General features: G+C 53.2%; 11 protein-coding genes. 4 read left to right on the top strand and 7 right to left on the bottom strand.

The genetic code is table 11. The features are described from left to right. Positions 1-6 precede the first annotated feature (6 nt). Complete coding sequence (locus GP475_RS08500; RefSeq protein ID WP_187973981.1) at positions 7-936, bottom strand: ribokinase; 930 nt, start codon at positions 934-936, stop codon at positions 7-9. A gap of 49 nt (positions 937-985) precedes the next feature. Between GP475_RS08500 and thpR the strand changes: the two genes are divergently transcribed. Continuing rightward, positions 986-1,585, top strand: coding sequence for an RNA 2',3'-cyclic phosphodiesterase (thpR, locus tag GP475_RS08495; RefSeq protein ID WP_187973980.1), 600 nt, complete (start codon positions 986-988; stop codon positions 1,583-1,585). Here thpR and GP475_RS08490 read toward each other — a convergent pair. The 5 genes from GP475_RS08490 to GP475_RS08470 all read right to left on the bottom strand — a co-directional run bounded on the left by GP475_RS08490 (position 1,580) and on the right by GP475_RS08470 (position 7,266). Then, positions 1,580-3,091, bottom strand: coding sequence for a dipeptide ABC transporter ATP-binding protein (locus tag GP475_RS08490; RefSeq protein WP_187973979.1), 1,512 nt, complete (start codon positions 3,089-3,091; stop codon positions 1,580-1,582). The two genes, thpR and GP475_RS08490, sit on opposite strands and share 6 nt — an antisense overlap. Next, positions 3,088-3,933 carry an ABC transporter permease gene (locus GP475_RS08485; protein WP_187973978.1) on the bottom strand — a complete coding sequence of 282 codons (846 nt, stop codon included), beginning with the start codon at positions 3,931-3,933 and terminating at the stop codon, positions 3,088-3,090. Before GP475_RS08485 ends, GP475_RS08490 begins: the two co-directional genes overlap by 4 nt. A 4-nt stretch (positions 3,934-3,937) precedes the next feature. Then, the gene (locus tag GP475_RS08480; RefSeq protein WP_187973977.1) at positions 3,938-4,879 is read right to left on the bottom strand and encodes an ABC transporter permease; all 942 of its coding nucleotides are present in this window, start codon (positions 4,877-4,879) and stop codon (positions 3,938-3,940) included. Then, entirely contained in the window at positions 4,872-6,437 is a 1,566-nt protein-coding gene (locus tag GP475_RS08475; protein ID WP_262485159.1) for an ABC transporter substrate-binding protein, read from the bottom strand. Before GP475_RS08475 ends, GP475_RS08480 begins: the two co-directional genes overlap by 8 nt. A gap of 91 nt (positions 6,438-6,528) precedes the next feature. Continuing rightward, the gene (locus GP475_RS08470; protein ID WP_187973976.1) at positions 6,529-7,266 is read right to left on the bottom strand and encodes a GntR family transcriptional regulator; all 738 of its coding nucleotides are present in this window, start codon (positions 7,264-7,266) and stop codon (positions 6,529-6,531) included. A 94-nt stretch (positions 7,267-7,360) separates the two neighbouring features. Here GP475_RS08470 and GP475_RS08465 point away from each other — a divergent pair, with 94 nt between their 5' ends. Both GP475_RS08465 and GP475_RS08460 read left to right on the top strand, forming a co-directional pair. Beyond that, positions 7,361-8,713, top strand: a complete 1,353-nt coding sequence (locus GP475_RS08465; RefSeq protein WP_187973975.1) for a TRAP transporter large permease subunit — start codon at positions 7,361-7,363, stop codon at positions 8,711-8,713. Positions 8,714-8,724: 11 nt separating this feature from the next. Continuing rightward, positions 8,725-8,946 carry a hypothetical protein gene (locus GP475_RS08460; RefSeq protein ID WP_187973974.1) on the top strand — a complete coding sequence of 74 codons (222 nt, stop codon included), beginning with the start codon at positions 8,725-8,727 and terminating at the stop codon, positions 8,944-8,946. A gap of 33 nt (positions 8,947-8,979) precedes the next feature. Here the strand turns inward: GP475_RS08460 and GP475_RS08455 are convergent, their stop codons facing one another. Then, a complete protein-coding gene (locus GP475_RS08455) occupies positions 8,980-9,744 on the bottom strand; it encodes a GntR family transcriptional regulator (RefSeq protein ID WP_187973973.1) in 765 nt (254 codons plus the stop codon). Positions 9,745-9,807: 63 nt separating this feature from the next. Between GP475_RS08455 and GP475_RS08450 the strand changes: the two genes are divergently transcribed. After that, positions 9,808-12,687, top strand: a complete 2,880-nt coding sequence (locus GP475_RS08450; protein ID WP_262485158.1) for an FAD-binding and (Fe-S)-binding domain-containing protein — start codon at positions 9,808-9,810, stop codon at positions 12,685-12,687. The last annotated feature ends 61 nt before the right edge of the window (positions 12,688-12,748 follow it).

The raw sequence follows: 12,748 nt of genomic DNA, 5'->3' as shown, positions 1-12,748 counted from the left end.
ACCCATTTACACTTCCGGGGGGAGTGAGTCCTTGAGACTTGGGTAAGAAGGCTGAGCGCCTGTCCCCGTTACCGCGAATGCCCCTACCCTAGAGGCATAGCGCGCTGCTGCCACAAGGTCATCACCTTCTACCAGGCGAGCAGCGAAAGCACCAGCAAAAGCGTCACCAGCCCCCGTGGTATCAACAGCCTCTACCGGGGTTGCCGGAATGCGGTGGAATACTGGTTGTCCCGAAGCATCAGACTCCGCCACCAAAGAACCTTGAGAACCTAAGGTTAAAACAACAGACGCAAATCCCGCCTGAAGCAAACTGCCGGCTAAGAGCTCGGGATCATCGGAATCTACCCCTTGACCTAGCTGCTGAAGGATCAGCCCAGCTTCATGTTCATTGGACATGAGGGGATTAGCCTGCAAAAGTGCGTGCTCATCGACCGCAATGACGGGGGCAAGATTAACTAGCACTCTGGTGTGGGCATCGGAGGCAAGGTCAACAGCTTTCTTAAAGCCATCGGCCGGTATTTCTCCCTGCAGAATCACAACCTGAGCTTCTGCAATAGCAGACTGATGGTTCGACACATAGGCCTCATCCACGGTGGCATTCGCGCCGGGGACCACGATGATGGTGTTTTCGCCGTCGTCAGAAACAGTGATGACTGCCAGTCCAGTTCCCTCGGAGGTTTCTGCTACTCCAGATAGGTCCACCCCGGCTGATTGCAAAAGTTGAATTGCAGCCGGAGCGTTAGCGTCGCGTCCAATTGCTCCGATCATGGATACCTTTGCCCCCTGCAAGGCAGCAGCGAGCGCCTGATTAGCTCCCTTGCCACCGGGGGTAACACCCTCACTTGTTCCTAGCAGTGTTTCTCCTGGGTGCGGGTGGCGAGACACTCGCACCGTAAGATCTGCGTTAATTGAACCAACTACCACAACGTCACTCATAAAACCCATTTTTACCTGGCTTTCTTCTTCCTGCGCTACCGTAAAAGGCATGAGACTTTTTGCGGCTTTAAAACCCGAGGAAAAAGCCTTAGACCATGTGAAGACCGCCCTCGCCCCCATCCGTCGGGAATTTCCCGTAGATTTACGTTGGACTGACCCAGAAAACTGGCACCTCACTGTAGCTTTTTATGGCGAACAACCGGACGGCTACTTCGATGACATCGCCGATCACCTATCCCGGGCGGCTGCCTTGCAACCCAAACCGCTTAACCTTCATCTCCGCGGAGCAGGAGTGTTTTCTCATCGAACATTGTGGATAGGAGCCGGTGGAGATACCTCAAGTTTTTCCGAACTAGCCCTCGATGCAGAGTTACCAACCGCAGGGGAAACTAAAGACCAAGATCAGCCGCGAACGTCAGGGAAACGACGCCCCCACCTCACCGTGGCTCGGCTTCGTCAGCAACCACACCAACGTGCCACTGAATGGGACCCCTTCTTGTCAGATATCAGCCGTGCGTTGTCAATCTATCGTGGCCCAGACTTCCTAGTACATGAAGTAATACTCTATGAATCTTTCCTGGGGCAGGGACGTAGAGGTGGTCCTCTTTATCGCGAACGTTTACGTTGCCCCATTTCCTCCGCGTTATAGCCTCAACTGGGGGACCGCCTCTAATAATTCCTGGGTATAGCGGTGTTGTGGGTTCTGCCAGAGCTGGGCGCTAGGACCGGATTCCACCACGTTTCCGCGCTGCATGATAATCAGCTCTTCACATAAATCCCGAGTGATAGGGAGATCATGGGAGACAAAGATCAAGGACACATCGTAGTCAGTGCATAGCTGTTCGAGAAGGTCAAGAACCTGATTGCGGACGGAAACATCTAAGGCGGAAACCGGTTCATCGGCCAGGAGGATATCCGGACGAATAGATAATGCCCGGGCCAAGGAGATTCTTTGGCGCTGGCCCCCCGAGAACTCATGAGGGAAACGATCCAAGGCTGAATCATTCAGACCAACTGCTGAAAGCACCTCACGTACACGGTCTAGCCGTTGTGCCTTAGATAATTTCTCCGCACGTAGTGGCTCGGATACTATTTTCCACACTGGCCATCGGGGATCTAAGGAGCTCATCGGATCCTGGAACACCATTTGCACTGAGTTTCCGTGCTGGTTAACTTCCCCCTCCGTGGGTGCATCAAGCCCAGCTAGAATCCTGAGCAGGGTGGATTTACCAGATCCTGACTCACCGACAATACCTAGCCGAGCACCTTTTTTAAGACACACATCCACTCCGGCTAAAGCTTGTACTGGTCCTCCTTTTCGTGCAGGACGCGGATGAATTTTTGTGATCCCTCGCGCCGTTAACACTACCGGTGCATTGTGATGTGGAACGTGAGGGCGAGGACGCGACAGAGAAGATGCAATGAGAGATTTGGTGTAGTCCTCGCGCGGATGATGGAAAACTTCCGCTGTAGTCCCGGATTCCACCACCTTTCCCTGGCGCAAAACCACAACTCGTTCACATACTTGCTGCACTAATCCCAAATCATGGGTGATAAAGAGAAGACCAGTATTTCTTTCTCGTACGACTTTGAGGATTAAATCCACAATTTGTTTTTGAACCGTGACGTCTAAGGCCGTAGTCGGCTCATCGCAGATTAAAAGATCAGGGTCATTTGCTAAAGCTATAGCAATAAGTACTCGCTGACGTTGGCCGCCTGATAATTCATGAGGATAAGAATTCTGTTTGTCTGGATCTAGGCCAACTTCCACAAACAGTGCATCTGTTCTTTCTTGCGCTGTTTTAGCGTCGACCCCATGAAGGTGGAGCGCCTCTGTTACTTGCTTTCCGGCTTTCATGAGCGGGTCCAAAGCTGCCATGGGCTCCTGGAAAACCATGCCTATTTTCTTGCCTCGGAGTTTCCGTAGTGAACGTTCATTGCGAGGTAGCGGTTTTCCTTGGAAGAAGAGATCGCCGTCCGGTTGAAGTGGTGGCGGTGTTAGTCCAACTATGGATAAGGCGCTGAGGGATTTTCCAGAACCTGATTCACCGATTAACCCCACTCGATCACCGGGATTGATGGAAAAGGAAATACTGTCGAGGATTCCGGTCAGCCTTAAGTTGGCGACGTCTAATAGCGGTGGGGTAGTACTCATGATTGGATAGACCTCCGGATACGTCGAGCACGGGGATCAAACAGGTCACGTAGACCGTCTCCGAGGAGCGAAAAACCACAGACACTCAGAGCGATGGCGAGCCCTGGCCAGAATACGAGATGAGGGGAAGATCCCATGGAGGCTTGGGCGTCGTGAAGCATTCGCCCCCAGGAGGGGTCAGGTGGTGGAGTGCCAAGACCGAGGAAACTCAAGGCGGCTTCAGCCAAAATAGCGAGCGAAAAAGCTACCGAGATTTGGACCATGACCAGTCCAAGAATGTTGGGGAATACATGTTGGTAAGCGATTTCTAGGGAGGGTCGTCGAGCTTGACGTGCTGCCAAAATATAGTCCTGGGTCATGACCTGTAGGGTTCCTGAGCGAGCGACCCGGGCAAAGGAAGGTATCCCCGCTATGCCGATAGCTGTCATTGTGCTGGTTGTCGAGGGGCCGGCGATAGCGGTAGCGATAATGGCCATGAGTAGAGCGGGGAAAGCGAGGAGAAGGTCAGCGCCGCGCATGATGAGTGATTCGATGAAGCCGCCCTTCATTCCCGCCCACATGCCGAGGGGAGTGCCAAGGAGGAAGGAGATTCCCACGGCGATAAGACCGACGAAAATGCTCATTCGGGCGCCTACCAAGACGCGGGAAAAGACATCTCGGCCAAAGCGATCAGTTCCCATCCAATGCTCGGTGGAGCTGGTGAGTAGGCGCTGGCTGGGTTCGGCGTGGACTGGATCAGCAGGGGTCCAGAAGAAGGATAGAATGGCTGTACTGAGTAACAGGACGATGATGATGGCCCCGATCCAGCCGCTGAGGGGGAAGCGTCGAGCATGATAGAGCATGAGGTTACTTTCTTATGCGGGGATCAATGAGGGTGGTTCCGACGTCGATGAGAAAATTCACCACCAGGGTGAAGAACACCAGGAACATGACAACCGCTTGGACTAGCGGGAGATCGCGAGTGGATACCGCGTCAAGAAGAAGAGAGCCTAAACCGGGAATCATAAAGACGTGTTCAATAACTACTGCGCCAACTATGAGGCTGGTTAGTTGCACCCCGGCTACGGTAAGGACCGGAAGAGCGGCGTTGCGGATGCCGTGGTGCATGAGGGCACCATGAAGCGAAAAACCTTTCATGCGTGCTGTGCGGATGTAGTCCTGGGTGAGGATTTCGAGGACGGCGTTGCGAACGTAGCGGGCGAGGATGGCGGCTTGCACCAACGTCAAAGCTAGGACGGGGAGTATGAGGCGTTGGAGGAAGGCCCAGACATTGTCCGAGGGGACGACCCATCCTTGGGCTGGTAGTAGTCGCCAGTGAACAGCGACGATGGTTACTAAGAGTAAGGCGGCAAGGAAATTAGGGATTGCTATGCCTATTTGGGTGGTTATTGATAGAGCCAAGCCGTCTAGGTGGTTGGCGCGTCGAGCCGCCCACATTCCCAGCGGGATAGCGATGCAGAGGGAAAGCACCATTGCGCTGAAGCAGAGGATGAGGCTTACTTGGGCTCTATCAATGAGGATGGGAGAAATATTTTGAGAACTATGGAGAGACGTGCCGAAGTCACCGTGGAGAAGACCACCAATCCACAGGAAGAACTGCATGATCAGTGGGCGGTCAGTTCCTAATTTGTGTGAAAGGGCGGCGACGGCGTCGTCCGTGGCGTTGACTCCCAGCGCAATACTGGCCGGGTCACCTGGGATAGCGCGGAGGAGAATAAAGATGAGCACAGCGGCAGTAAAAAGACTGAGGACGAGTCTTAATGTTAACTGAGAAAGGGCCTTAAGCATGGTTGTCCTTTCCGCGACGTTCTTCATCGTTAGCCGGAGTTATTTTCCATAACCCGAGAGAATCAGTAGTTACTGTCGGGTTAATGGGGGCAATTCTGGGTTGACGCAAAACAATTGTGGGAATATTCATGAGTGTCAGGGCATAAGCATGGGACATTATTCTTTCCACCCCGTCTTTCATGAGCGGAATTTCTTGGTCTGCTGTGCCGGAATCTGCCTGCTGGAAAATATTTTCTAGCTCCGGATCGTGAACCCCTACGTAGTACTTTGGGTCGCCAAATATACGCACCATATCTCGAGGTTCAGTATGAGCGATAAGGGACATATCGTAGTCATGCTGCTGATATACCTTGGCGAGCCATACCGCCGGGAACTCGGTTTTTTCCATCTTTACCCGAAAACCCACATCTGTTAGCTGCGAGTAAATCACTTCGCTGGCGGCCTGAGCGTAGGGTAATGAGGGAACTGAAATAGTTATCTCTGGGCCGGTGTTATCTTTGCCGCCAAACCCAGCCTGCTGCAATAATTCTCGCGATTTTTCGGGGTCATAAGAATAATGATCTCGGAATTCATACCACGGATCAATAGGGGCTACGGGAATTCCGCCAGTATCAGTACCGTACCCCTCCCAGGCGGTATCGATAATATCTTGTCGGTTGACGGCGTACATAACAGCTTGGCGGACCCGAATATCATTAAACGGAGCGCGCTGATTATTCATGCTTAGCAGAAATTCCCCGTTACTTGTCCCGACGTCGACCGCAATGCTCTGGTCAAGGTTCCCCAATAGCTCCGGATTGGATAATGCCCAAATTACGTCGAGGTCCCCGGTACTTAAAGCATTGGTTGCAGCGACTGCGTCGCTAAAAAATTGGATAGAGGCGGAACTAAAGGGAGGATTGTCCCTCCAGTAATGATCTTGGGTTTGGAAGTGGATGGATTTTCCTGGCGCAAAGAAAGACACCTGGTAGGGGCCGGTTCCTAAGGGGTTGGTGTTGAGACGGTCAATACTGGCGGGGCTCATCATTGCACCGAGGAACGTCGACATCCGCCACAGCCATTCTGCTGAGGGCCGTTGTAATGTCACCACCAAGGTGTGAAGATCAGGAGTTGCTACCTGGTCTACTACATCCATCTGCCGGGCGGAGGCGTTGATCCAGGAATCTTTGACCTGCTGGATAGAAAAAGCGGCAGTGTGGGAGGTGAAGTCTGAGCCGTCGGAGAAATGTACATCGTCGCGAAGGTGAAAAGTGTAGGTTTTGTGGTCTGGGCTGAGTGTCCAGGACGTGGCTAAAAGCGGTTGGATGTTTCCGGAGTCGTCGACGGTGACCAAGGTTTCATAGACATTCCCCATCAGAGCTTGAGGAATGGCGGCACCGGATTCCTTAGTGAAATCCATCGACATCATGGCTGTAGTGGTGCCCACATTAAGGCTATTGCCTTGGTGGGAGGTTGCCATGGGTACTGCTGTGTGCCCGGCTGAGCAACTAGAAATGACGAACATGATGCAGGCCAGAAGTGCTGGCCAGGGACGTATCCAGGTCGAGTGAGCCCTCATGTTGACTTAGCTTATGAAGGGGGAAGAGGGGAATCGAATCCTCAATCCTGAGAATGTCCGGACAAGTAAACGTCGGGGTTGATACCGGTGTTCAGTGTGGATGGAATTGCATTTTCAAGGGAGAGGGGGAGTGTCGCAGAGTTTCTAAAGCTATCGAAACCTTGCTGGCGCAATAATGATAGATGGAGTATTCCACTGTGTGGCGTCGTCGATCCAGTGCGTGCACTTTCACCTCAAAAATCGGCGCATTTGGTGAAATATTTAGCAGCGTAGCTTCATCGGATGGGCATGAGGTGGCTCCCAGCTCTCGGTGTACCGTTTGATAATCCACCCCATCGGTGAGGAGCCGAGCATGAATTTCCGCGGTTTTTAGAGCGGTGTCAAGAAGCGGGCGGCCAATGTGCCACGGAAAGTGTAAATGCTCGACGATGATCGGCCGGCGGTGTGCACTGCGGAGTCGACTGATCTTAATGATGGATTCACCCTCGGGGATATTCAGTTTTGCTGAAAGCTCCGCATTACTGGGGATGGGGCCAGCGAAGATAGTCTCTTGCCCTAACTTGATCCCTAGTCTTCGGAAAGCTGCCCCGGCAGAAATAACACTCTCAAAAGATTCATGTGGGACGGTGTCCAGGACGCGGGTACGTCGGCCCTGTCCGGAGTAAACGAGCCCTTCCTTTTTTAAGGTATCCAAGGCTTTTCGGGCAGACCACCGCGAACACCGGAATTGCCGGGTAATTTCCGCCTCCGTAGGCAACGGAGCTCCAGGAGATAAGTTCACAATTAAGCTGCGCAGATATGCAGAAATCTCTTCGTGAATGGCTGACACGAGGATATATTCTACTGGGCTTCAGAATTAGCGCGGTGACATGTTACTGTTGTGCAGGTCATCTTTTAACTTTGAAGTGAAGGGAATCACGAACGTGGGCATCATCGCACTTCTAGTATTTATTGCGGTGACTGTGATAGTCAACGTTGGACTCCGCCGCGATATTGCCGAAGCTTTGTTATTAGGTCTGGTAGCTACTGCGTTAGTCGGCGGTTCTCGGGCGCCAGAACTTTTAGCAACCGCCGTCGTCAAAGGGGCACAATCAGAGGTCACTTTTGCCGGCATGGCTTTTGTCTTTATGGGGGTAGTGGTCCAAGCCACAGGTTTAATTGATCGACTCATCAGCATCCTCAACTCTATTTTCGGGCGCCTACGCGGTGGGCCAGCCTTCGTTTCTACCCTGGGTTCCGCTCTCATCGGGCTGATCGCAGGCTCCACTGCCGGGAACACCGCTACTGTTGGCTCAGTCACTATTCCGTGGATGAGACGTACCGGCTGGAAACCCGAACGAGCCGCTACCCTAGTAGCTGGGAATTCCGGTCTCGGGGTGGCATTGCCCCCTAACTCCACCATGTTCATTATTCTCGCCATGCCGGTAGCTGCTGCCGCTTCTGCCTCAAGCGTCTACGTAGCCTTAGCCTGTGCTGGCGGGTGGGCAGTACTGTACCGGCTCATCGTGGTGTGGTGGTGGGTGCGTCGAGACCACATTCCGGCGACACCAGAAGAAGATCGTCTACCGCTGTCAGAATCATTATCCCAGGGATGGCGTTCTCCCTCCATTTTCATTGGGATCATCATCCCTGTGTTAATCACCATCGGTCCGCTGGCCACCTGGCTTCAGGATGACTCTAGAGTGGGCGCCGATGGCATTAAGGCCATCTCAATTATTGTCTGGGTTCCTATTCTTATTACTCTCATTGCTTTGGTAGAAGGGTATTCTCGAATCCGGCAAAACAACGCTCATTTCAGGGTTCAGCTGCAACGAGATCTACCGCAATTTGCCACTGTGGGCATTTCGCTCTTTTCTGCCCTGGGGGCCGCCACCATCATGGAAGAACTAGGGGTAGGACCACAGCTTTCTGAATTTTTAGCCTCCCTGAATCTGCCTAAAGCAGTGATGCTGCTCTTAGTGGGAATCATGGCGGTGATCGTAGCTACCCCATTAAGCTCGACGGCCACCGCTGCCGCCGTGGGCGCTCCAGCTGTTGCTGCTTTAACAGCGGTAGGACTAGACCCAACTCTGGCGATTATCGCAGTGCTGCTGTGTACCTCCACTGAAGGGGCGTCGCCACCGGTTGGGGCTCCCATTTATTTGGCGAGTGGGATGGCTAAAGCCGATCCGAAGAAGATGTTTATCCCCCTCATTGTGTACTTCGTATTGCCGATGATTGCTCTTTCCTGGTTAGTGGGGATGGGTTGGCTACCGGTGTATGTACCTACTTCCTAAAGGAAAAAACCATGACCATATTTTTTCAGATATGCAGAATTTTGTTCTTGATCTTCTTGGCTCTGTTCCTGCTCGGCGGAGTAGTTATTGTGGTCACTCAAGCCGTAGGTCTTATTTTGCTTCAGGGCGACATCGTTAGCGGAGTAACAAAAACCCTAGCTCCGTGGGTATTTAGCGCCGCGACGTGCTGCGCGGTGACCGCTCTTCTTCTGCGTTATCACCAGGAAGGTTAACCCAGAGACTACCGCGGCCACCGATCAGGCAGCTCAGGTTTGATCACCGCACCCTTCGGTATAGCGGCGCCAAATAATCGCCGCTTCTTGCTCCGGGTCCTCGGCTTTGCTTCTTTTCAGCGCCTGAGTTAATAACAGCTGTCCGGTGTTGGCGATGTGCCGATACATGGCGCTTTTCGCGGTTTGTGCTTCACCGTGTTCAATGGCTGCGATCACCGGAAGGTGTTCATCCAAAATAGTCTGGAAGGATCGCGAAGTGCCTGCCGTCGAAGGCCCAAGAATGCGAGTATGACTGCGAAGCTGCTGCACAAAGCGAGAGCCGCGTCGGGCTAAACCAGCCTCCATAATCCACTGATGAAGCTCCATATCAATATCGAAGAAAGCCTCCGCATCCTGGGCTTTCGCAGCCTTCACCATCGAGTCGACGAGTTGTTGGCAATGGTGCTGAAAACCCTGAGCAAAATCTGGTTCAGCGAGGTAGCGCCGGGCAGCTCGGAACGCCGCTGCAGGTTCTATTTCTAGTCGGAGAGCAAAGATCTCAGCGACGTCCTGCGGTTGAGTCTTCACTATCTGAAACCCCCGGTTTCGGGTGAAGCGAACCAGGCCAGCTTCTTCTAGGCGCAACAGAGCATCACGGACCGGGGATCGAGATACTCCTAATTCGGCACTAAGTTGATAGACGCTAAACCACGTATCGGCGGGCATTTTCCCACTGTGAACGGCGTCGCGCACATAAATCATGACTTCTTCCGTCATGCTGAGATTTGTTCCGTCACCAAAGGCCGGTGGTTTTACCATAGTGTCGATCTTGCCACGAAAAAGAGTTCGTAGATACTCCTCCCATGCACTAACATGTTACTCATGTGTTGCGGAGATCACGATGCCGCCAGCCGTCACGTACGCACTGGCCTTAGAACAGACATGACAACTCGGGCTGCCTACACCTCTGACGCGTCAATTTTTCGCCGCGTCCCCGCCGCCATTCTGGAGCCCCGCTCGATCTCCGATATCCGCGACGGCTTAGCTATTGCCAAAGCAAAGAACTGGCCGATTGTTGGCCGAGGTGGTGGTACGTCGGTTGCCGGAAATGCAATAGGGGAAGGCCTAATCATTGATACTTCCCGTTACTTCAATCGCATTATCGAGATTGATCCAATCAACCGGACTGCCACCGTGGAACCAGGGGTGGTATGTGATCAACTACGTCAAGCCGCAGCCCCCTATGGGTTAACCTATGGTCCGGATCCTTCTACCCATAGTCGCTGCACTGTTGGGGGAATGGTAGCTAATAATGCCTGTGGATCACATTCCGTAGCCTGGGGAACCGCAGCGGACAATCTTCTGGAAGTTACTATCATGCTGGCCGATGGGCGGGAAGTTACCGTGGATGACACGGGGTGTGATGATCCCAACATCGACGCAGCGATGAAGAAATTAGCTCAGGATCATGCGGCTCTTATTGAAGCTGAGCTTGGACGTTTTCCACGCCAGGTGTCGGGGTATGGGTTGCACCATATTTTGAAGCATCCAGCCCGAGCCATTGCTGGAAGTGAAGGGACCATCGGCATTATCACCAGGCTGAAGGTGGCGTTGGTGCCGCTCCCGAAGCACACAGCTTTGGCGGTTCTGGCTTATCAGACAGTGTTCGACGCCGCTGCGGCCGCGCCCTACTTGAGGCTTCGTGGCGTGAACACTATTGAGGGGATGGGTGGGGACTTATTAGCAGCGTTACGATCTAAAAATGGTCAGGAACGGGCCGGAGAAAATCTTCCAGGAGTCGATGAAAACGGGGCCCGAGCGGGGGGTTGGCTGTTCTGCGAAACCGGCGGAGAAACCTTAGAAGAAGCCTGTGAGCTAGCACATCAGGTGGTGGGGGTAACTCCAGTTTTGGATGCGGTGGTAGTCCACGATCAGACGGATATGCGCGGTTTGTGGCATATCCGAGAGTCTGCAGCCGGGATCGTTACTCGGTTGCCTGATGGCGGCGAGGCTTGGCCTAATTGGGAGGATTCCGCGGTACCTCCGGAAAACCTAGCTGATTATCTTCGAGACCTCTATGACCTGATGGCAAAGCATAAATATCAGGGGATTCCGTTCGGGCACTTTGGTGAAGGCTGCGTACACGTGCGTATCAGTTTCGACTTCTCTTCACAGGCGGGGATATCCCAATTCACCTCCTTTATGAAAGAAGCAGCCCAACTTGTCAGCCGTCATGGTGGCTCTTTATCTGGAGAGCACGGGGATGGTCGAGCACGATCAGCACTGCTCAGCGAAATGTATAGCCCTGCTATGCGGAAGTTGTTCGAGGAGTTTTCGTTGATCTTTGACCCAGACCGGGTTTTCAATCCGGGGGTTCTAGTCTGGGCGGATCCTGTAGATGATGGATTAAGGATGGATCCCGGCCAAATCCGCCATGATCCCCAGCCACGTCATCTTTTCCCCAAAGACCAAGGCAGTTACCGCAATGCAGTCAACCGCTGTGTTGGGGTGGGGGCTTGTCGATCCTCCAGTGGTGCCATGTGTCCGTCATTCCAAGTCACCGGAGATGAAGTACATTCCACCCGTGGACGTGCGCGTATCCTTTCTGAGCTCCTGCGAGGAGAAACCCTAGCGGGATTCTCTTCTACTGAAGCAGAAGAAGCGTTGGATCTCTGTCTAAGCTGCCGCGCCTGTGCTCAGGAATGCCCGGTAAACGTAGATATGGCTACTCTAAAAGCGGAGTTCCTCTATCATCACTATCGTCGAAAACTTCGTCCCATGGCTCACTATGTGATGGGTTTCCTGCCGCTGACTATGGCAATAGCGCATAAAATTCCCGGCTTTGCCTTAGTGCTCGACGCCGCCATGCGCACCCCGGCGATAGCGAAAATCCTGGCGCGCCTGGGCGGGTTAGACCAATCCCGACCTCTTATCCGAATATCTCCAGTGCAGTTCCGTCGTTGGTGGAAGAAGTACTCTCAGCCGGACTCTGAGGTAACAGCTGCCACAACGGTGGTGTTATGGCCCGATTCCTTCAATAACAACTTAGACCCGAGGCCGGCTCAAGCAGCGGTATCGCTTCTTCATAAGCTCGGGATCGCTGTGGTTGTGCCTCATGAATTCCTGTGCTGCGGTTTAACATGGCATTCCACTGGACAGCTAAAAACTGCGCGTCGGATCCTAGAACACAGTGCCAAGGTGATTCATAAGTATTGTGATCAGTCACATACGCCTGTACTGGCCTTAGAGCCTTCATGCACAGTGATGTTGCGCAAGGAAGCTACCGGACTAAGCCCAGATCTACGTGTCGCCGAACTTGCCGAGCGCACAGTTTCTTTTGTGGAGTTTGTCGCGCCACTGATCAAGAACGCTGTGGATAGCGGTCAGCTTCGGATTGCAGAGCGAAATATTCAAGCATTGACGCAAATCCATTGTCATGAACGGGCACTCGGCAATCCGGGACCTGCTCGTGGCTTGCTTGAGGCGTTGGGAATAGAAGAATCGTGCATTGAAACTGGATGTTGTGGACTGGCGGGTAATTGGGGCTTTGAGGCAGGTCATGCGGAGATGTCTCAACAATTAGGGGAGCGTGAGTTATTCCCACGGGTGAAGGCAGCTCGGACGCAAGCTGCACAACAAGAAACCGAGGTAGCTGTTATTGCTGATGGGTTTTCTTGTCGAACGCAGGTGGAACAGGGCACTGGGGAGCGCGCGCAGCACATCGTCGAGCTCTTAGACGCCATAGTGGAACCTTCTTCCTAAGATCACTGGGTGGCAAAGGTCACGGTAAAAAAGCCGCTGCGTCTAGCTACTAAAGGTGTCT

It is taken from the genome of Corynebacterium poyangense (assembly GCF_014522205.1).
GTDB classification, from domain to species: domain Bacteria; phylum Actinomycetota; class Actinomycetes; order Mycobacteriales; family Mycobacteriaceae; genus Corynebacterium; species Corynebacterium poyangense.
This window is presented reverse-complemented; position numbering and strand designations above follow the sequence as displayed.

Excerpts from the sequence above, each read along its gene's own strand:
- GP475_RS08500 (WP_187973981.1), bottom strand. The coding sequence starts at position 936 with ATGAGTGACGTTGTGGTAGTTGGTTCAATTAACGCAGATCTTACGGTG.
- thpR (WP_187973980.1), top strand. The coding sequence starts at position 986 with ATGAGACTTTTTGCGGCTTTAAAACCCGAGGAAAAAGCCTTAGACCAT.
- GP475_RS08490 (WP_187973979.1), bottom strand. The coding sequence starts at position 3,091 with ATGAGTACTACCCCACCGCTATTAGACGTCGCCAACTTAAGGCTGACC.
- GP475_RS08485 (WP_187973978.1), bottom strand. The coding sequence starts at position 3,933 with ATGCTCTATCATGCTCGACGCTTCCCCCTCAGCGGCTGGATCGGGGCC.
- GP475_RS08480 (WP_187973977.1), bottom strand. The coding sequence starts at position 4,879 with ATGCTTAAGGCCCTTTCTCAGTTAACATTAAGACTCGTCCTCAGTCTT.
- GP475_RS08475 (WP_262485159.1), bottom strand. The coding sequence starts at position 6,437 with ATGAGGGCTCACTCGACCTGGATACGTCCCTGGCCAGCACTTCTGGCC.
- GP475_RS08460 (WP_187973974.1), top strand. The coding sequence starts at position 8,725 with ATGACCATATTTTTTCAGATATGCAGAATTTTGTTCTTGATCTTCTTG.
- GP475_RS08455 (WP_187973973.1), bottom strand. The coding sequence starts at position 9,744 with ATGGTAAAACCACCGGCCTTTGGTGACGGAACAAATCTCAGCATGACG.
- GP475_RS08450 (WP_262485158.1), top strand. The coding sequence starts at position 9,808 with ATGTGTTGCGGAGATCACGATGCCGCCAGCCGTCACGTACGCACTGGC.